At 44.9% G+C, this 18,365-nt stretch carries 28 protein-coding genes; 15 read left to right on the forward strand and 13 right to left on the reverse strand.

Going from position 1 to position 18,365, the window contains the following annotated elements; all coding sequences use genetic code 11:
* The first annotated feature begins 37 nt into the window (after positions 1-37).
* The 3 genes from AB8881_10450 to AB8881_10460 all read left to right on the forward strand — a co-directional run bounded on the left by AB8881_10450 (position 38) and on the right by AB8881_10460 (position 1,516).
* Positions 38-253 (forward strand): hypothetical protein, encoded by a 216-nt coding sequence (locus AB8881_10450; GenBank protein ID XDZ62956.1) that lies wholly within the window; start codon positions 38-40, stop codon positions 251-253.
* Between the two features lie 186 nt (positions 254-439).
* Complete coding sequence (locus AB8881_10455; protein XDZ62957.1) at positions 440-1,048, forward strand: hypothetical protein; 609 nt, start codon at positions 440-442, stop codon at positions 1,046-1,048.
* Between the two features lie 111 nt (positions 1,049-1,159).
* Positions 1,160-1,516, forward strand: a complete 357-nt coding sequence (locus AB8881_10460; protein ID XDZ62958.1) for a hypothetical protein — start codon at positions 1,160-1,162, stop codon at positions 1,514-1,516.
* Positions 1,517-1,592: 76 nt separating this feature from the next.
* Here AB8881_10460 and AB8881_10465 read toward each other — a convergent pair whose 3' ends face one another.
* The 3 genes from AB8881_10465 to AB8881_10475 all read right to left on the reverse strand — a co-directional run bounded on the left by AB8881_10465 (position 1,593) and on the right by AB8881_10475 (position 3,477).
* Positions 1,593-2,213, reverse strand: coding sequence for a flagellar basal body-associated FliL family protein (locus tag AB8881_10465; protein ID XDZ62959.1), 621 nt, complete (start codon positions 2,211-2,213; stop codon positions 1,593-1,595).
* A 14-nt stretch (positions 2,214-2,227) separates the two neighbouring features.
* Positions 2,228-2,845, reverse strand: coding sequence for a hypothetical protein (locus AB8881_10470; protein ID XDZ62960.1), 618 nt, complete (start codon positions 2,843-2,845; stop codon positions 2,228-2,230).
* Positions 2,846-2,964: 119 nt separating this feature from the next.
* Complete coding sequence (locus tag AB8881_10475; protein ID XDZ62961.1) at positions 2,965-3,477, reverse strand: hypothetical protein; 513 nt, start codon at positions 3,475-3,477, stop codon at positions 2,965-2,967.
* A gap of 156 nt (positions 3,478-3,633) precedes the next feature.
* Between AB8881_10475 and AB8881_10480 the strand changes: the two genes are divergently transcribed.
* Positions 3,634-3,822: a hypothetical protein gene (locus tag AB8881_10480; protein XDZ62962.1), complete on the forward strand. Its 189-nt coding sequence runs from the start codon at positions 3,634-3,636 to the stop codon at positions 3,820-3,822.
* On the opposite strand, the gene AB8881_10485 is transcribed toward AB8881_10480, so the two are convergent.
* Genes AB8881_10485 through AB8881_10495 form a run of 3 tightly spaced genes read right to left on the reverse strand, consistent with a single transcriptional unit; the run spans position 3,819 to position 5,057 of the window.
* Entirely contained in the window at positions 3,819-4,004 is a 186-nt protein-coding gene (locus AB8881_10485; GenBank protein ID XDZ62963.1) for a translation initiation factor IF-2, read from the reverse strand. The genes AB8881_10480 and AB8881_10485 overlap by 4 nt on opposite strands.
* Complete coding sequence (locus AB8881_10490) at positions 3,994-4,671, reverse strand: hypothetical protein (protein XDZ62964.1); 678 nt, start codon at positions 4,669-4,671, stop codon at positions 3,994-3,996. Before AB8881_10490 ends, AB8881_10485 begins: the two co-directional genes overlap by 11 nt.
* Complete coding sequence (locus tag AB8881_10495) at positions 4,671-5,057, reverse strand: hypothetical protein (protein XDZ62965.1); 387 nt, start codon at positions 5,055-5,057, stop codon at positions 4,671-4,673. Before AB8881_10495 ends, AB8881_10490 begins: the two co-directional genes overlap by 1 nt.
* A 195-nt stretch (positions 5,058-5,252) precedes the next feature.
* Between AB8881_10495 and AB8881_10500 the strand changes: the two genes are divergently transcribed.
* Positions 5,253-6,056, forward strand: coding sequence for a flagellar hook basal-body protein (locus AB8881_10500; GenBank protein XDZ62966.1), 804 nt, complete (start codon positions 5,253-5,255; stop codon positions 6,054-6,056).
* 8 nt (positions 6,057-6,064) lie between these two features.
* Here AB8881_10500 and AB8881_10505 read toward each other — a convergent pair whose 3' ends face one another.
* Genes AB8881_10505 through flhA form a run of 5 tightly spaced genes read right to left on the reverse strand, consistent with a single transcriptional unit; the run spans position 6,065 to position 11,295 of the window.
* Positions 6,065-6,478 (reverse strand): hypothetical protein, encoded by a 414-nt coding sequence (locus AB8881_10505; protein ID XDZ62967.1) that lies wholly within the window; start codon positions 6,476-6,478, stop codon positions 6,065-6,067.
* 5 nt (positions 6,479-6,483) lie between these two features.
* Positions 6,484-7,203 carry a sigma-70 family RNA polymerase sigma factor gene (locus tag AB8881_10510; protein ID XDZ62968.1) on the reverse strand — a complete coding sequence of 240 codons (720 nt, stop codon included), beginning with the start codon at positions 7,201-7,203 and terminating at the stop codon, positions 6,484-6,486.
* Positions 7,200-7,988, reverse strand: coding sequence for a MinD/ParA family protein (locus AB8881_10515; protein ID XDZ62969.1), 789 nt, complete (start codon positions 7,986-7,988; stop codon positions 7,200-7,202). Before AB8881_10515 ends, AB8881_10510 begins: the two co-directional genes overlap by 4 nt.
* 2 nt (positions 7,989-7,990) lie before the next feature.
* A complete protein-coding gene (locus AB8881_10520) occupies positions 7,991-9,136 on the reverse strand; it encodes a hypothetical protein (protein XDZ62970.1) in 1,146 nt (381 codons plus the stop codon).
* Positions 9,137-9,171: 35 nt separating this feature from the next.
* Complete coding sequence (gene flhA / locus AB8881_10525; GenBank protein XDZ62971.1) at positions 9,172-11,295, reverse strand: flagellar biosynthesis protein FlhA; 2,124 nt, start codon at positions 11,293-11,295, stop codon at positions 9,172-9,174.
* A gap of 374 nt (positions 11,296-11,669) precedes the next feature.
* On the opposite strand from flhA, the gene AB8881_10530 reads away from it, so the two are divergent.
* The 7 genes from AB8881_10530 to AB8881_10560 all read left to right on the forward strand — a co-directional run bounded on the left by AB8881_10530 (position 11,670) and on the right by AB8881_10560 (position 15,680).
* Positions 11,670-12,173 (forward strand): LPP20 family lipoprotein, encoded by a 504-nt coding sequence (locus AB8881_10530; protein XDZ62972.1) that lies wholly within the window; start codon positions 11,670-11,672, stop codon positions 12,171-12,173.
* 4 nt (positions 12,174-12,177) lie between these two features.
* Positions 12,178-13,308: a flagellar assembly protein T N-terminal domain-containing protein gene (locus tag AB8881_10535; GenBank protein XDZ62973.1), complete on the forward strand. Its 1,131-nt coding sequence runs from the start codon at positions 12,178-12,180 to the stop codon at positions 13,306-13,308.
* Positions 13,308-13,745 (forward strand): FimV family protein, encoded by a 438-nt coding sequence (locus tag AB8881_10540; GenBank protein XDZ62974.1) that lies wholly within the window; start codon positions 13,308-13,310, stop codon positions 13,743-13,745. The genes AB8881_10535 and AB8881_10540 overlap by 1 nt, the downstream gene beginning before the upstream one ends.
* Complete coding sequence (gene flgA / locus AB8881_10545) at positions 13,720-14,499, forward strand: flagellar basal body P-ring formation chaperone FlgA (GenBank protein XDZ62975.1); 780 nt, start codon at positions 13,720-13,722, stop codon at positions 14,497-14,499. The genes AB8881_10540 and flgA overlap by 26 nt, the downstream gene beginning before the upstream one ends.
* Before the next feature lie 43 nt (positions 14,500-14,542).
* Positions 14,543-14,839, forward strand: coding sequence for a flagellar biosynthesis anti-sigma factor FlgM (gene flgM, locus AB8881_10550; protein ID XDZ62976.1), 297 nt, complete (start codon positions 14,543-14,545; stop codon positions 14,837-14,839).
* Between the two features lie 14 nt (positions 14,840-14,853).
* Complete coding sequence (locus AB8881_10555; protein XDZ62977.1) at positions 14,854-15,144, forward strand: hypothetical protein; 291 nt, start codon at positions 14,854-14,856, stop codon at positions 15,142-15,144.
* A gap of 92 nt (positions 15,145-15,236) precedes the next feature.
* Positions 15,237-15,680, forward strand: coding sequence for a hypothetical protein (locus tag AB8881_10560; protein XDZ62978.1), 444 nt, complete (start codon positions 15,237-15,239; stop codon positions 15,678-15,680).
* Between the two features lie 11 nt (positions 15,681-15,691).
* On the opposite strand, the gene AB8881_10565 is transcribed toward AB8881_10560, so the two are convergent.
* Together AB8881_10565 and AB8881_10570 are read right to left on the reverse strand one after the other, a co-directional pair.
* Positions 15,692-16,048 (reverse strand): hypothetical protein, encoded by a 357-nt coding sequence (locus AB8881_10565; protein ID XDZ62979.1) that lies wholly within the window; start codon positions 16,046-16,048, stop codon positions 15,692-15,694.
* 32 nt (positions 16,049-16,080) lie between these two features.
* Positions 16,081-16,722: a hypothetical protein gene (locus tag AB8881_10570; protein XDZ62980.1), complete on the reverse strand. Its 642-nt coding sequence runs from the start codon at positions 16,720-16,722 to the stop codon at positions 16,081-16,083.
* Positions 16,723-16,824: 102 nt separating this feature from the next.
* On the opposite strand from AB8881_10570, the gene flgB reads away from it, so the two are divergent.
* From flgB to AB8881_10585, 3 genes are read left to right on the forward strand one after another with little or no spacing between them, the layout of a single operon-like run.
* Entirely contained in the window at positions 16,825-17,214 is a 390-nt protein-coding gene (flgB, locus tag AB8881_10575; protein XDZ62981.1) for a flagellar basal body rod protein FlgB, read from the forward strand.
* On the forward strand, positions 17,214-17,630 hold the full coding sequence (gene flgC, locus AB8881_10580; GenBank protein XDZ64553.1) for a flagellar basal body rod protein FlgC: 417 nt from the start codon (positions 17,214-17,216) through the stop codon (positions 17,628-17,630). Before flgB ends, flgC begins: the two co-directional genes overlap by 1 nt.
* 22 nt (positions 17,631-17,652) lie before the next feature.
* A complete protein-coding gene (locus AB8881_10585) occupies positions 17,653-18,342 on the forward strand; it encodes a flagellar hook assembly protein FlgD (GenBank protein XDZ62982.1) in 690 nt (229 codons plus the stop codon).
* Positions 18,343-18,365 lie beyond the last annotated feature (23 nt).

Raw genomic sequence — 18,365 nt, forward strand, 5'->3', positions numbered from 1 at the left:
TAACATTTTTCGCCCTAATGCCGTTTTTATCGGCGTGATGATGAATGACCTTTTGCAAATTCAAAAAGATTTGGGTGCGCCGCCGCGTGAATCCCGCCGGCACCGTGCGTCCGATGATGACATGGAAACAAACGAAGACGGCTATGATCCAAAAGATTGGCTTGCTATGCCGGTGAACCATTGCCGTTATCACAAGGGGTATACGACCAATCACTGGTTAAGTGTGTTTCGAGCGATTAATGCAACCGGCTAGCCTTGCAATTGACGAAACCTCTCTCAAAGTCGATTAGCCCAAAGTAGATTGGTGACCATTCAAAAGCTGGCTCTTAAGATAATTGTCATGCAGTGTGGGCATTAAGAGCTTGGCAGAGCTTTTGCAATCCCATCGCAAAATTCAACGGGGATACAGTTAATCTAAATTATTTGAGGGTAAGCGTTGATGGGGCAGCAGGTCTTGGTTACGAAATTAAAAGAACAGATTGAAGCGGCAAAACGCGATCTTGCGCAAATGCAGCCGGTAATCCTGTCTGTAGATTTTGATGATCAGCAAGCCAAAGACCCTGCCGCTTTGCGCGGTATCGATACAGCTGCAAGTCCAGCTATTGCTGGGCAAGCCCCAATGACAAATGACAATGCTATTTTAAGCGCAGTCCCGCCGCTTGATGGTACCGGTAATGACGGTCAAATTCGGGACAGTGATCAAAGCCGTCTCCGCACAGCCGATGCTGGTTTTCAATTTTTTCATCGTAGCAAGACAGCTGACCCTTCAAGCCAATCAGTGCGTGATGATCTGCCGAATGGGGATATGCGCCAGCGCCTCGATAGGCTGGAGGCCGAAATTGCGCAAAACCGTAAACATATCCATGAATTGATTAAATTACTCTCATCCCTCGATATGTCCGCCTTAGCGGCAAAAAAATTACCATCACAAAAACGGTTTCAGCGTCGCCATAGCTATTGGCTGTTGATTGCAATGCTAGTGTTTGGCTGGTTTATCCTCAGCCCAGCGGGCCATGATTTAGTCACTTATCTCTTTATGATGCAGTAAGTTTATCCACAGCCTTAATCTGCCACTAAGCTACCGCTTATGTTGACAAAAACATTGGATTAACCTAACTTATCCACAGTTATTTTATTGTGTTAAGGTGAAGTTTACCCGATGGCATCCCACCCAAATTTATCAACAGCACCGCGCCAGTTATCGTTGGACCTTGATGATATGCCATCTTCTGAAACCGGAAACGCGGGCGTAAAACGGTCGGTCGTTTTTCCGAAAAACATCCAGATTTATAGCGTGCCAGATTTTCAGCGGCGGGTCTCACAACTGTTTGAACCGCTGAATATCAATATTGAATTCAGGGTGACGCGGCAAAACCGGTTGGAAATGTGCTGGTCATTCCCGCAAGAGGCTGTTCAGTATGATCATCGTGATGCACGCCAGAAAACGGCGCTCTCACCCGAGGAAAACGCAGCTTTTGAAACGTTAGTTTTGTCGTTTGCTGGCGCCAGCCACTAGATATCAAAATGGTGTGATGCCAACCCCGACATGTAATACCGACAGGTAATGTTGGTGATATGAGTTGTTGGCGATATCAGGTGCCGCTAAGCACAAATTTTATAAAATGCAAATCGGTAATGGCTGAGGGGGCGGTTGGGGTCTGCCCATCGACCACAAGCCGCACCTCGCTCAATAAAGCCTTTGCCAGCTTGTTGCGTTTTGCGACGGTATTAACATCATCAAGCGTCTGCTCTGACAGTTTAAAATTGATCGCTGACCGCATTTTTGGATTGAAGGTTTCCAATTGCTTCATAACTTTTTCGCTGGCCAACGTATTCCCATAAGTGGCGATAGCAATTTCAACGGTAAGCAACCCCTTGCCATTTGACAGATTGGCAACAAATGGCAGCGGAAAGCTGTAATAGCTGTAGCGCGCGAAATCAAAGGTACCATCTGGCAGCATTGTCGCATCTTCCGGCACTGCTGGTGCCGCATCATCGCCGTTACCTGCACCGGCTTTATCGGCGTCGGCTTTGGCTTTTGCATTTTTCATGATGGTGTATATGTCATCCGGGCGAGGCTCGGGCGTGGTCAGCGTCATATAGCCGATCATGAACAAGACCAGTACCAACAAGATGCAGCTACCGATCATCAGCGGTAAAAAAAGCCGGTGCTGACTTCCTGATTTTGATTTTGCGATACTGTCTTCAGCCATAAACTCAGTCCAATCTAGCCACTAAAGCTTTGGAGGATTTTGAAAATCCATCCTGCAAGGGTTAGGCTTGATACATCGAAATTCTCAGTTGCAACGAAATAGACAAGACCGATCACAAGCCCGGCCAGCACGGCTGCAACGATCATGATGCTCGGTTTGAAATGGTGGCGGCGCGGGGTGGCGGCATCTGCAATAGGCGTTTTCGCAGCCTGATTTGACGGGTCTTGAAAGCGCGAAACCTCGCGAATTTTTTGCAGCAATATGTGCAGGTCGCGCTGGTTTTCAGCCAATTTTGCCTCGAGCCGGGCAATGCGTTCATCCAAGGCGGCGGCGCTGCTCATCGGCGGTGTTATGCCAGCTGCTGATTGATCGGTGTTTTGCGTGGCGCCAATGCCGGATTGTCCGTGTGTGCCGCGGGCATTCTGGCTGGTTTCAGCGTTATTCGCTTTGATGTTTGGCCCCATATTTGGTTCATGCATTGAGGTGGCAGTGTCGTCGGCCTTTGGCTGGGGCGCCGTTGGCTGGGTGGGCGTGTCTTGTGGCAATGGTGCTTCACGTGATGGCGCTCCAAGGCCGCTGGCAAGGGCGGATTTGGCCGCCTCGATTTGCGCCTTTAAGCTGGGGTTTGCCATCACTCTATTGCCTTCATTTATCAAGAGATTTCATGCCGATGCCGCGCTGAAACGGCGGTTTATCAGCATTGTCTTGCCTATCGTTAAGCATTTTTAATGCCAAGCTGTGTGTTTGGCGGTTAGTAGCTTTTAACCGCGGCATCCCCAAACCGGTATCCAATGATCGCGCAGTGCCTCACTTCACGGAAATTCGCCAACTCCGAATTGATAATTTGTGTCCATGTATCTTGCCCAAGCCGGTCAAGCAGCCGGCTGCCAATTTTCTGCACAATGCGGCGGCACGATCCTGATTGCGCTGGTTTGATACCATTATGTTCCTGTCCGCAAACAGCGTCGCTATTGCCAATAATCTCTGATTTGCTGTTTAGCCAGTGAATCGAGATGCCCTGAACTGTGCGGGTTTGTCGGTTGCTAAGCTGCATTTCCAGCTCATAAGACACAACCGACATACCATTTTCATCGACGCCAAACACCAGATTGATCGTACATGGCTCAATATTGCCATTGATATGGCTATTCGCATGTACCGGGGGCATGCTAATCAACAAAGACAGAAACAAGCCTGCAACGCCAATCCCAAGCGCCATTCGTGTCAGATTATGCCCGATATTGGTCAGTCTTGTTAAAAACATGGCATTACCTCACATTTGCAATTGGCATGGTTTCTGCAAGGGTTGTATCGCAGATTTCGATTGCTTAAATTTAGCAAAAGATAATGTAATGATCCACCGCTGACGATTGTCAGGTCATCGCGGTGATCATCAGGTTTGATAATGAGGATGGGTAAAATGGCAGAAGAAGAGGTCAACGAAGCCGATCTAAGCGGTCGTCTTGCCACGGTTCTTGAAGAAATTCGCGACGTTATGGAAAAGCGCAAACAGCGCATTGAAGAGCTTCGTCAAGAAATTACTGAGATTGAAAATGACAATGATGACCTCGAAAAAACGATTGCTGAATTGTTGGACAGCTTTGGCTAGGACGTCTCGTTGTCGATTACTGCATGGCCTTGAATAGCCATCGCCCCCAAAGCTTCCGTTAGGTCAGGATGTGCCGCAATGAATTTGCGGAGCTTTTCATCCGCAATCGCTTCCGCTGCATCGTTTGACGCAGCCTCGATTTCCATCACGCCGTCGATTATCCATTGAACTTTAACTATCATTCTTGTCTCCTTTGCGCTGAGTCTGCAGAGGTTTGAAGTTATACTTTTCAAAGAGGCGTTGGGATTTTATCTGAAGATCAACAAGGTTTTTAGTGTCAATTTGTGACTCGGAATCGTCACGCGCATCCGTTGTTTCAGGAAGGTTCAAAGCTACCGCGATCGAATACCAGATGTAAGCGTTTTCATAATCGGGTTCGGCCATAATTGTTAAGTGATAGTTGGCCAGTTGTGAAATTGCAGTCAAGTCTTTGTTTTCAATTCGTTTTTGTAATGCGTCTGCAACCCGATTGCGGACCTCGTCGGTGGTTTTTGGGGGCAGTAGATCAACGATATCATTGGCAAGATCTTCTGCATCTTCAATGCCACCAAGCTGGGCCTGCCATGACCAGTAGAGTGCCTCAACATAATTGCGGGGGCGTCCTTTTCCAGCATTGAGTAGGACCGCCAGATTGTACTGAGCATCATAGCGCGGTAAATTCGCTTGAGCCTCAAATAGCGTGATGGCGTGCGCATAATTACCGTTTTTGACCGCCTTTACAGCTTCTTTAAAGGCTCTGTTTTCTAAAAGTGTTTCTGGGTTGGTTGCTACCGCTACTGGGGCAAGCAGCGCACTAGCACTTAAAAAAAGACTCAAGATAGCAATTTTAGTAGTGGTGTGACGGGTCATTATCGCCCCGCCATCATCACCAACTGAAGATAAAGTACACGTACTTTGAATTTTGAGTCTGGCCTTTTTTCATATACAACTATTCGTGGTCTGTCTGAATTCTGGCGCTGAAATTCAATCGTCATATTTGTTGGCAAGAAGACACCATGTGCCTCTAATGTGCCAGATGGATCCTGATCAAAAGCGCTTTGAAATTCTGAATCAATCCAGGTGCGGGCAAGTGCCTTGCCCAAAATGTCAGGTAAAAATTCACGAACTTCTTCCCGGTCTGTGAAATGCCTCTCACCGTCATAAAGCGAAAATATCTTTTTATCTGCTCTCGAAGAGCGTACCGCAGGCAATTTTTTTGCAACTGGAACCAGTGATGTATTTTGTGCTTTTGACATTTTTTGCCTTTGCCTTCCACATTCATAATATGCGGCATTAGCAACGGCCAAACAAGCCGAAATTTAAGAAGTTAGTTTTGAACGGCTTGGCGAAGCACTCACACTTACAATAATTTACAAGTAACATTGACAGTTCAGTCTTTGGCACAAAATTTGCTGCCAGTGGGTAGTTTAACAAAGTTAGGTTTGATGCCCATGATTTCGGTAATTCGTAATGGTATGGATGTTGCGATCCAGAATCTGAACATAACTTCAAACAACATCGCAAATGCGCGGACGACTGGCTATAAAAGGCGGGACGCAAATTTCACAGATGTGTACAGCACTGCAATTTCGACTTCGACAGGTGATAGGCTTGGTATCGGTGCAAAATCGGCAGATATTCGAATGAGTCAGATGCAGGGTGTTTTGCAAAAAACAAATGGCGTTCTTGATCTTGCGATAGAAGGTGAGGGGCTGTTTGCGCTGCGTGATGAGTCAAATCCAGAGGCAAACCTTTTTACCCGCGATGGTTCTTTTCAGATGACCAAGGATGGCCTTTTGGTTAACCGCGATGGTTATAGTCTATTGTCTGCAAATAACACACCAATTACCATTCCAACCGAGGCAACAGGCATTGTTACGGCGAATGGATTTCAATCTTTTGGCGGCAGGAGGCAGCTAAGCTCTCTAGCGATCCGGCAAGACGGAAATATTGAGGCATCATATGGTGGCTCAAACATCGCATTGATCGCCAAGGTTGGCCTTGCATCATTTGCAGACCCTAACCGCCTCAAACCAGCGGGCGCCAATCTGTTCCGAAGCAGCCGCGAGTCCGGGGCTGGCGATATTGGTGAAGCGAAAACAGATGGCAGAGGGAAAATACACTCTGGCGCACTGGAAATGGCAAACACTAACATCACGGAAGAACTTTCGAATATGATCCGGGCTCAGCAAGCCTTCTCAGGTTCTTCGCGGTTGCTTCAATCAGAAGCTGAAATGGTGAAGCGGTTTATCTAATTTTTTTGTTATTTCAGCTTGAGCGTCCAAGTCAGGTTCGTAATAGAGGCGTCGATTGAACCGTCGATCACTAAACAACCTTCGTGGTCTATTACAAGCATCTTATCTAGCTCAATTTTTGCTGTAACATGCCGGTCTGCAGTTTGGATCAGATGCTTAATAAGCCCATCGAAATGATTTTTTGGAAGGCCAACATCCACTTCAATCACCGTCCGATCCAGAGGAATATGTAATTTACCAGACATACCAGCCTTGGTTTTGCTCGGTTTGATGTTCATAGCACACGAGCCGCGGGCAATCGTGATTAGGGAAAAGTTAATGCATAGGTTTTCGGCATTTGTTCCTGATTGAATCTGGAAATTTGCACTGCGAACCCGCATTTCAATATGATTGATTTTCTCAAAATTATTTATGTTCATCATCGCTTTTAAGATTGAAGCTTTTTCAGGGACTCACGAAGATTGGCGATGGCTGACTTTTTGATTTGCGACACACGGCCACTGGAGACTTCAAGAACTTCAGCGATTTCCATCACATTAAGTTCCTCAACGTAATAGAGCTGGATCACAAGCGCTTCATTACCTGATAGCTGTTGCAATGAAATTTTCAAGAGCTCTTTTAGGTCTTTGTCATTCAGCATGTCTTCTGGTGACTGGTCATCAGAGGTAAACCAAGTTGAGTATTGATCGTAAGCATTATCAAGAGAGTCGAGTGTATTTGCCTGAAAAGCCCGCTCCCATTCTCTGTATTCATTCAGGCTTATCTGCATTTCAGCACTAATCTCTTCTGCTGTTGGTTGCCTAAACAACTTGCCTTGAAGCTTGGTAACGGACTTGTTATACCGTTTTTTCATTTTTATTGTTGTTCGGCAAAGGTTGGATGCCTTTCGAAGATGGTCGATGATATCGCCTTTAATTCTTATCGAAGCATATGTGGCAAAGGTTGCTCCCTCTTTTTTTGTATATTGTTGTGCCGCATTGACTAGAGCTGCATATCCAATTTGGATAACATCTTCAATTTCAACGGCGTGGCTGGCTCTGCCGTGAATGTGCCAGGCAATTTTTTTTACCAGGTTGCTATGTGATTTGATTACGTCTTCGATATCTATTTTCTGATCAGCGTAATGGTCACGTTTCGTTGAACTCATTTTCCACCTACATTGTCAAAAAATTTAAGTTTATCTGTTTTCGGAATAGGCGTTTTTATTAAAAGCTTAGAGACTTCGCGAAAAGCTGTGGAAGCTGTAGAATTTGGCTGGCCAATTCCTACCGGCGTTCGCGTCGCTACAGCATGTTTTATGTTTTTCGAATAAGGTATCATGCCAGAGTAATGCAAATTTACGTCCAAAAATCGCATCGCGATTTCGCGAAATTTTTCGAAGCTTCTTTTGGCCATAGCTTTGCTGTCAGCCATATTCACGATGACGGCGAAATTTTTAACACCAGTCTCTAAATTTGCAGCTTTGATAAGGGCATAAGCATCAAGAAAGCTTGTTGGCTCTTCGATCAGGACAACTGCTACGATATCTGACGCGCTGGCAAAAAATAGGGTGCTGTCTGCCGCTCCGGCGGGACAGTCTACAATCAAATAGTCAATATTTCTGTCCAAATTCGAGATACCAGACAAAATTTGGTGTCGCCGCTGGTTATCTAAATTCAGAAGTTCAATAAGGCCGGATCCACCTGAAAGAATGCTCACTCCATCTTTGAAATTGGTGATGCTGTCTTCCATTGAGCATTTTTTATCAAGAAAGTCTGCAACTGATTTTGACGGTTTTGTGCCAAGCAAAACATGGGTATTTGCAAGACCAAAATCGGCATCGAATAAAAGAATATCCTTGCCGGTTTGCCCAAGCGCGACGGCAAGGCTCACAGCTGTATTGGTTTTTCCAACCCCACCTTTGCCACTTGTTATTGCAATTGAAAGCGTCATTTTTATACTGCTAATCCTTTGCTGGAGGACCGAGGTTCGAATTTATAATCAAAGTTTTCCGAGAGATATTGCATTAGCACACCCTCCGTTGCAAACAATGGGGCATCGACAATCGAACGTGAAGCAGAAAATAACCCAATTTTTGCATTAACAGTCGCGAAAGATGAGAATTCAGCGGCGCTCAGATCGCATTCATCAAGTTTTGTTAGGGCCACCATCGGCGCTAGGCTCTTTGTCTCATCTATTGTTTTTTCTATCATATTTGCACTTGTGCTGGCGGGAACTGTTAGAATGATGCCGATATTCTGTTTGCCAACGCCGGTAATAATTTCAGCCAACTTTTTGCTTGCCTGAATAACTGGCAGGTCAATATCGACAACCATCACTTCCGTGCTTTTGATCTGGTTGAAATCGGCAGCAGATGTATCAAGCCCAATTGTAAAGGCCTGGCTGTTAAGAAGTCTGCAAAAATTTTGCAGTTGACCGTTTGGGCGGTGCCCACCAGTAGCCATCTCTGCGGTTATAATATCTTTTTGCTGATAGGTCTCTTTTAGATAGGCAGTTAATTTACCAGCCATCGTTGTGCGACCGGTGCCCGATTTTCCCAAGATAAAAATAAATTTCTTCGCTAATAAGGAGACAGCATCATGATGAGTAAGATGGGCGGATAAGTCAGATAGGAACCTGTTACAGCCGTTATGAAAATTCTCTCCAAGATAAGAAGTTTTAAAATCATCAAGTACCTTTGGTGAGAAGCCAGCCTTTTGAAGCGTAACGCGGCTATTTGATGACAAATCCTGATTTATACCATCAAGGTTGGTGATAAAAAGTCCGTCGAGCATCCCCTGAAGTTGGACCAATTGCTTTTGCAAATTTTGTATTTCCTTGGCGTTTGGCAGAGTTGTTGCTGTCTCGATTTTCTCGGCATTTTTGTTGCGCGTACTGAGCATCTTGTCCGACAGGATTCGAGAGAACTCATTTTTATCATGCGGCTGAGGTTGACTGGGTAGTGCGCCTGAAGCGGCCTCCATAACAACCTTTCCGTTGATTTTGGATGTCGACAAAATGACGGCGTCAGGCCCAAGTTTATTTATAATCTCGTCCATGGCTGCTGCCGTATCCATTGCTTGAACTGTTAATTTTGACATCAGTTACAATCCTTTTTAAATGCGGTTGCCGAACCTTATTGATCTTGAACTTCTAGTTTTGGGTCAGCGTCATTGCTAATCGTTGCAATCACATTGATTTTTCGGTTGTCCGGTAATTCGGTGAAACCAAAGACAAATAAATCATCAATATGCTGTCTTAGTAATATCGATAATTGCCGTCTAATTTGAGGGGCAACTATCAGGACTGATTGACGACCGTCCGCCAAAGATTTTTCACTGGCTTGCGAAATGGATTTTATTAACCTTTGCGCAAGATTTGCATCTAGCAAAAGGTTCCCATCCCCACTCTGACTTGACATTGAGATGAGCATGTGCTCAAGGTCTGAGCTGAGTGTGATAACGGGCAAGGCTTGATTTAAAGGGGCAATTTGTTGGATTAACAAGCCTGCTAAATTTGGACGCATGGCTTCTGCAACTTCCACAACACTCATACTTTTGCCAGACATATTTGCCAGCGTTTCAAGAATTTTACGGAGGTCGCTTATCGGTACACGCTCTCTCAAAAGTTCACATAAAATTCCAGTGAGCGTGTGAAGCGGTATTAATTTGGGGACTACAGACTCAACAAGACTTGGTGAAGTCTGGGATAAATTATCTAGTAGTTTCTGGACATCGTCCTGCCCAATTAATTCGGCAGCAAATTTATACATGATCTGGGATAAATGCGTGGCAAGAACGGACTCAGGCTCAACAACCACATAACCATTACCCTCAGCCTCAGACTCCTTATGACGCTCAATCCATACAGCGTCCATGTTAAAGCTTGGGTCTTTAACATCAATTCCCGATATTTTAATCTTGGTGTTGTCACCAGGAATTGCCATTTTGCGATTTGGGTAAATTACATCCTCGCCAACAATCGTTTGTCCCACGCGGATACGATATTCATTCGCGCTCAACGACATATCATCACGCACCCGGACTGCTGGCATCACGAAGCCGAGTGCTTTTGAGACCTGTTTTCTGACACTGGTTATGCGGTTGACCAAAGGCCCACCAGTATCCTCATCGACCATTTCGATTAGACCATAGCCCAGTTGGACTGATAACGTAGAATTATCAGTGATATCGGTCAGGTCAATTTGATCTGGTTTTTTCTCTGGTTTCTCATCCTCAATTAAGCTGCTCTCATCTGCTTCTATCTGGCTGATCTTTTCTCTTTTCCGCATGATATAGCCGGCTACTGCAGCGATCGCGGCTGCAAATAGGAATAGCGTATTGGGCATACCGGGAACCAAGCCCATCAAAAGCAAAACAGCAGAAACAGGCATCCATGCGCGAGACAGCGAGATTTGGTTGCCTATGTGTGAAGCCATATTCTCAGTCGATGATACACGTGTAACAATTATGGCTGTGGCAATCGCCAACATCAGCGAAGGTATTTGGGCAACGAGGCCATCACCGACTGACAACAGAATATAGGTTTCCGCCGCCTGACCAATTCCAAGGTCATGCTGTGTTACACCAATTGTCAAACCACCTATAATGTTGATTGCGAGAATCAAGATGCCAGCAATTGCATCACCTTTCACAAATTTTGATGCGCCATCCATCGCCCCATAAAAATCGGCTTCGCGGGAAATTTCTGCACGTCTCTCCTTTGCTTCTTCGTTTGTGAGCACTCCAGCATTGAGATCGGCGTCAATCGCCATTTGTTTGCCGGGCATGGCATCAAGCGTAAAGCGCGCCGAAACTTCTGATACGCGCCCAGCACCTTTGGTGATTACCACTAAATTGATTATAACAAGGATAACAAATACGAAAATACCAACGGCATAATTACCGGCGATTACAAATTGGCCAAATGCATTGATCACTTGTCCAGCGGCTTCAGGACCTTCTTGGCCGTTACCAAGAATAATCCTCGTAGAGGCCACATTCAGGCCAAGCCGGAGCACGGTTGCGATGAGAAGCAAGCTTGGAAAACTTGAAAAATCCAATGGTCGGTATGCGTGGAGCGCCACCATCAGCACAAGAATAGACAAAAGAATATTGGATACAAAAAACGTATCGAGCAGGAACGTCGGTAATGGCAACACCATCATTGCAACTAAAGCAAGAATACCCGTTGAGAGTATGAGCGCCGAGATCGTCGAACTCATTCCTGACATTCCAAATTTTTGCAGTGTCATAATCATGACAGTCTTTTCACACCGTTGTTGCAATTGGGTAGGCATTGGACGGTGTCTTGCCCATGGCTAACCCGATTAATCTAAAAAAATCAAAAAAAAACAATTTATTATCTTTCTAAATATGAAATTTCGTCGCTGTTACAGAACCTCAATGTCTGATTTAGAGGCAATTTCCATGCCAGTTTTGAGATTGAGTGCTTCAACTCTGGTCAAAATCGGTCTGGTTTGCTGTTTTCTGGCAAATGTAGAAGTAAGCAAGAATTTTGAAACCAGATAAACGGAGAGGGCGCTTTGATTTCTTTTTAAGGCTTAATTGGCATGGAAGATGCATAGATGATGCCAACCAACTGAAGGACTTGCGTGCATCTCAGGAGCTTTTTATGAGTAAAGTATCTTTGACCATCGTGACTTTGACCACAGGTATGGCATTTTTGACTGGCTGCCAGCACCTAACCAAACAGCCTGTTGTCGACAAGATGGCTACTGTCGAAGCATCTCAAACTCAAACGCTGGTCAATATCAAAGATGTGTTGGACTCAAACTCCGAAACCATCCCAACGCTCACCGCTGTTGGGTATGCAGTGACATCAACGCAACCGGGCCGCAATGAAGCTCAAAAGCGATTGATGGCAATTCGTTCCGCGCGAATGGCGGCGATGCGTGATCTGGCCGAGCAAATTCATGGTTTGAAGGTTGACTCAAGTACGACGGTGATTGATCTGATTGTTCAAAATGACACGTTCCGGGGTGTGGTTAATGGTACAATCAGGGGTGCGCGTACGGTCAGAATTAATCCAACTGGCACTGATACGTATGAGGTTGTTCTCGAAATTGACCGGGAAACGATCGCCTATCTTCTAAAGACAGCGCGGGTAGCGGCTTGAACCGATGATTAAAAGAAGCTCGTTTCTGACATTTTTGTGTTTATTTTTTCTTTGTACGCAGATTGCCGAAGCCAGTAAGAAAGATATTGAAATTGTTACAGCAACGGGACGCGCAGCAATTATTTCTGAGGAGCATATTGACGATACCAGAGCGCGTGCCCTGGAAGATGCTCTTTACAGTGCAGCTCTGTTAGGCGGAGCTGAGATCGATGGTTTCAGCTCGGTTCAGGCCGGAACGCAGTTGGATGATCATTTTGTGGTGAGGCCATCCAGTAAGATTGTCGATTATGACGTTGTTGACGAGCAAATTGATGATCTGCATTACACTGTCACAATTGAAGCAGCAGTTGGTGAACTGAAAAAAGTTGATTGCCAAAACCGTCTGCTTAACAATGTTACTATGTTTGCCCCGATGTTTCGGGTGGATGAGACAATCCCAGCCTGGCTCTCACAACAGCCAGCCGGCTTAATTAAAGATTTGTATGAACAGCTAAAAAGAAAATCTAATTTTGAATTGGTGAATAGAAGTGATTTGCGGCTGGATCCAAAAGAGCTGACCCGTGACCAAAACTTCAGCTATAAGGCATTAACATCTGGTGCAATCAGGGTTGCCGATGGTGACTTTGCCGTTTCAACAACAATCACTTTGAAAAGGGTTGCGAAAAATACAAGTTTTCAGCAGGAGCATTTTGCTGAGGTCACAATTGAAAGTACCATTTTTGTCGATAGTGATTATCGCCTCACTCAAATGATTAATCATCAGCTGCAGGTCCCCATTCGTAAAATCTTACCTACGCGATTTATGAGTGATTTAGCATCACCTAATCAAGCAAAAATTCGGCAAGAACTATCACGCATTATGTCTGAGCATGCAGCTGAATTATCATCCGCTATTGTGTGCACACCCCTTTCTGCAACGATGGTTTCCAAAGAAGATGGAATGCACATTCCAATCGGTTCTCGCCAGGGACTTCAGGAAAATCGGCTTGCTTTTGTGTCAAATAAAGCGGTGCCGTGGACCGTTTTAAGGGTTGTCAAAACCAATACCAATAGTGCAGTTCTCAAGCCATTGAACCGGCAGCGCTCACCTGCCCAATTAAGTGGGCAAAGAGTTTTGTTTTTGGAGTTTAACTGATGCGTATGTTTGTTATGATGTTTTTAGCGTCAATACTTAGCATTCACGCGGCGCAAGCCGTCGAGCCAATCGTTGTACTTAGCTATGGTGACATAAGGGGGAACAGTTCAACGCAGGATGAATACGGCGCGCATCCGATGCGGATGGATCCTGATGCTTTTCAAACACATCAAGTCGTTGAGGCGGAGACCTTGGGCCATATTATGGCTCAATATTATGCTGGAAGCGGATTGAATATGAAATTTGTCGAGCTTGCAATATTACAAGTTAACCCCAAGGCCTTCGTCCGCGGCAACCCAAATTTTCTATTCGCTGGAAAAACGCTTCACCTTCCATCTGTCAACCAGATTAAAGCTTTGGTTACAAAAGAAAAATCTACAACACGAAGCTCATCGCAAAATGGGAATCAAAATGAGATTTTCTTCTTTGGTGGTTAGAAAAACCTTTATATCTGCAGTTTTAGTTGTTGCTGTTTGTGGAACGTGGCCTCCTGCTTTGGCTAGTGAGATGATAAGTGGTGCCGATATAAAGCGTAAAATACAGTCATTTCTGGCGGCAAGAAATTACGTTGGTACCCCAGCAATTTCAGAAACAAGATTATTTCCAAGTTGCGCCTCTGATATCAAGGTCGCGCCGATGTTTGATAGTCTGAAGACATTAGAGCTGTCTTGCGCTGAACCGGGAGGATTTAAGATTGCGATCCGAACAAATGCCACCAGTGTTCGCAAAAGCTTGGAGGCAAGAGCAACTGGATATGCTGTTGAACATGACGGTGGTTCTTTGCCAGAAAAAGACAAAATTGCCAAGGGGCATATGCTTTTGGTTGTTTCGCGAAGCGTTCAAAAAGGCGAAATACTGACCGAAGATGATGTTCGCCTAAAACAAGCTGGTACACAAAAGTTCTTGGGTTATTTTACCAAAACCAGCGATGTTATAGGCAGAAAATTGAAAAAGGCCTTGAGCGTTAATCAGGTTCTACTGAGCCGCCATCTCGAAATTGACTGGGATATTCGAAAAGGGCAAAAGATAATTATGCAATCAAACACCGGACCTGTTACTGTGCTAACCTCTGGTATTGCTATAAATAACGCTCAGATCGGCGAGCTTATGAAGGTGGAAAACCAGCAGAGCGGCAAAATTGTTGAGGGTGTTGTTGTTTCCAGAAAAAAAATTAGAATTTTGACTAAATAATTTAAATGTCCTGTCGTAGAAGTAGTATCGGAGGTCTAACAAGATGGTAGAAATCGTAAAAAATGCTGCAACCCGGTTAGAAATGCGGGCGGCCGTCAATAACGGTTCTCGCGCATTGAAGCCTGCACAAAATAGTGGGTCTGTTGAGAATGTTGGTGACAGCGTCAAGCTCAACTCTTTAGATAGTCAGTCTGCTGTAAAAGAAATGGCATCAGCTGCACCTATCGACAAAGCAAATGTGAACCGGATCAAAGAAGCGATCAAGCGTGGAGAATATCCCATCGATCTTGACCGTGTCTCAGATGCTTTGATGGAGGCTTACAAAGAAATGAAAACCTAAGGGAGGCGGGGAAATTGACCCCAAATACCGAAGTTGTGGAACTGTTGCGGCGTGTCGAGGACTTAATCGATGCGCTAGAAGTGCGTGGCATCACCTCATCAAAATTCTATGATTTGTGCTCCGAAATAGATGCATGTTTAAAATCTTTGCCGGCTGAGAAAACCCTGCAAGCTATGGATAGCGATGATACGAAAAGCCGTTTATCGTCTCTGATCAATCGACTGAAAAAGCTAGAAATCTTTGCGGGCGCTCAAGCCGGCATTACCACTAACCTCACAGACTACATTGCGAATACTGGCAAATAAGCCGCCGAGCATTCCGGTATAGCTTGGCAATTTAATGTTTGGCTCATAGAATGCGGTAGAACTTTTAATGGTACAATCCGCATGGCGAGTAAATGTCATATCTAATTCTATTATCTGAGAACCCCGCGTTCATTGTGATCATAACTATATTTGCGCTTCTCATTTTGTTTTTGGGATTTGTCGGGCTAAACTTGTTAATCAAACTTAATCGGTTGGAATCACTTACGAAAAATATCCGCAATGATAGCTCTGATACGGCTGAAGGGCTAATAAATTTTAGTCTCCGCTGGGATGAATGGACCAAAAACTTTGAAAAATTTGTGGCGAGAAACGCCCAAAACACTGCGCTTATCGAACAAATACGCTCTGAGCAAGAGGTGTTAACCAAGTCTCTTGGGAATGATAACAAACTTTCTAAAGCGATTGAGCTTGCTCGATCTGGCGCAACTGCAGATGAAATAACATATCAGGCTGGTATCGGCGCTGATGAGGCTGCTGCTGTGGTAAAATTTCACGGCCCAAAACAAGTCGATTAACTCTCATTGAGCTACATCTTGAAAACAGATTTTTTGCAGACTGTGCTCTGATATTTTGCGCCGAATGTTGCGGTTACGGCGCCAGTTTTGCGGTTGATTTTTATCCGCATATTGGCTGATTCCAACTTAGTTGTTTCGGCGGTAATCTCTGTAATGTATGCCTCTTTCTCACCACTCGAGCTTATGATTTTTGCGTGGCTCCCCGTTTCTGCCTTATTTAGGACGATGGCTTTGATGTTGAAGAGGCTTCCAGAACATTCATATTTCTCGTGCCTAAACCGTTCGGGGAAACAGGACCATAAAGAAGCAGATAGCAGCAAAAGGACTGTTGTCTGCACCAGAATAGCCGAGTTTATCTTTTTATACATAATTTGGCTTTTCTATGCCTGCGCAGGTAACATCAGATTTTTGTTTCGTCAGAGTTTGTGTCGGGGGCGTCAGCATTTTTTTCAATAGTTTCTGCTTCCGTTGACGCGCTAGCCTGATTTTCATTTTGCTCATCAGTGTCAGCGCCACCTTCTACCTCGGACCCTTCAATCGGGTTGCCTTCTTCGTCAACAATAATTGCTTTGCCTGACGATATTAATCTGGCTGAATCTTCGGCTTTTGCGTTGATGACAGTTCCTTTGAAAAAGCGGACGCCATTCACCTCACCTGGTTCGATCATGCGAAGAGAACACCAGTCATCGGAGTTGGACTCTTCTGTATGTCGTTCCTCGTCGATTTCAAAATCGACCTCTGCTGTGCTTTCATCAGGTGGCGCAAGTGTAAGGTCAGGTGGGCTTTCCATCGCATCATCACTGATAAAAGCTTTTAGGCTTATAACCTTTTGCCTTAAAATATAGACACGCGCTGCCAGTAAGCCGAGCCGTTTCAATTCGTCGGTCTCAACATCAAGGGCGCTTTGGATAAATTTATTCATCTCCTCAATCGGTTGATAAGAAAATTTTTCTATCAAAGCGTTGCGAACTTTGATCGTTTCTGGTGCCAATTTAGTTGCTGCTGACAAGTTAGTCGGCGCGCCGATTATTGCATCGTTCATTTTTTAGCCTCTTTTCCACTTTGGCATCCTATTTGCAAATTCCACACCAAGTTTACCCAATTGTGGACGGAAACCTCTAGTTACTTTGGACCAGCCTGTTACATGAATAAGATTGCTTCACATCTAGATTTCCATGCTCAGGCGCTGATGCTGCGATCCCGCCGTAATGAAATATTAGCATCTAACATTGCGAATGCGGCAACCCCTAATTTTAAAGCGCGTGACTTGAGCTTCGACGATCTTATGAAAAAGCACGCATCTGGCAGTGGACCTTTGAAAATAACGCACAACCAACACCTTGACTCAGCAATTAGCGTTGGGAGCAAACGTATTTTGTTCCGTGACCCAATAAACCCTTCAATGGATGGTAACACGGTTGAGCTAGCTGTTGAACAAATGGAATTTTCTGAGAATGTGACCCGTTATCAAACAACACTGACCTTTTTAAATAACCGTATTGCTGGGTTAATGAGCGCAATTAGGGGTGAATGATGTCAGAGATTAAAAACATTTTTGATATTTCTGGCCGTGCAATGGCTTCCCAGTTGGTTCGGTTAAATACGGTTGCAAGTAATCTTGCAAATGCTGGAACGATCTCAGGATCAAAAGAAGAGGCATACCGTTCACTAAAGCCTGTTTTTGCGACACAGTTTTCAAACGCAATTGAGAAAAACGGCGTATCGACAGTTGACGTTGTGGGTATTGAGGCCATTACGCGCGATCCAGAACGTGTTTTTATGCCAAATCATCCGTCAGCTGATGGAGATGGTTACGTCTACCGAGCTGCGGTGGACGAAAATGAAGAAATGATCGAGATGGTAGAAGCAAGTCGTCAATACCAAAATAATGTTGAAGTGATTTCTACTCTACGTGGCCTGATGATGCGAACCATCAACATGGGTAAGTAAAGGTTAGTTGGGAGACTAAACAATGAGTTCCATTGATAATAATAATAGTTCATTGAATTCAATTCTTGATAAACTGGGTATCAACCAGTCAAAGGAAGCGAAAAAGTCGTCCGATACCCTTGGTCAGGATGATTTTTTGAGGCTGATGACAACGCAGTTGCAAAACCAGGACCCTTTCAAGCCCACTGACAATACTGAGATGATTGCACAGATGGCGCAATTTTCGATGGTTACGGGGCAAACAGAAATGAACGAAAGCATCAAGGCTATTTCTGGCCAATTGTCAGAATTCCGGATTGCAACCGCCGCTAATATGCTGGGTCATTCGGTTTTGGTCTCGGGTAATAAAGCTTACCCTGATCCAGAAGGTACAGTTTCAGGGGCAATCGATGTCCCCGCTGTGTCAACAAATACAAGTATCTTGTACAAATCGATAAATGGTGAAATTTTGCACACGGAAGAATTGGGTCCCCAGCAAGCTGGCTTGCTAGGCTTCCGGTGGGAAAACATCCCACAGAATGTCCTTGAAGAGAATGAATACATTACTGTGGAAGCTTTTGCTGATACGGGAGCTGGACTGCGGTCTGTTGGTTCATCGGTGTTCAGCGAAGTCTTGGCCGCGTCGGCGGGAAGTTCAAGCGAAGGCGTGGTCTATGACGTTCGAGGATATGGCGACGTCAAGGCTAATGATGTCAAACGCTTCAAGAACTAACTCAGTTGAAATAACAAAATAAA

Source organism: Alphaproteobacteria bacterium LSUCC0396 (assembly GCA_041228345.1).
Classification (GTDB): Bacteria; Pseudomonadota; Alphaproteobacteria; order Puniceispirillales; family Puniceispirillaceae; genus UBA3439.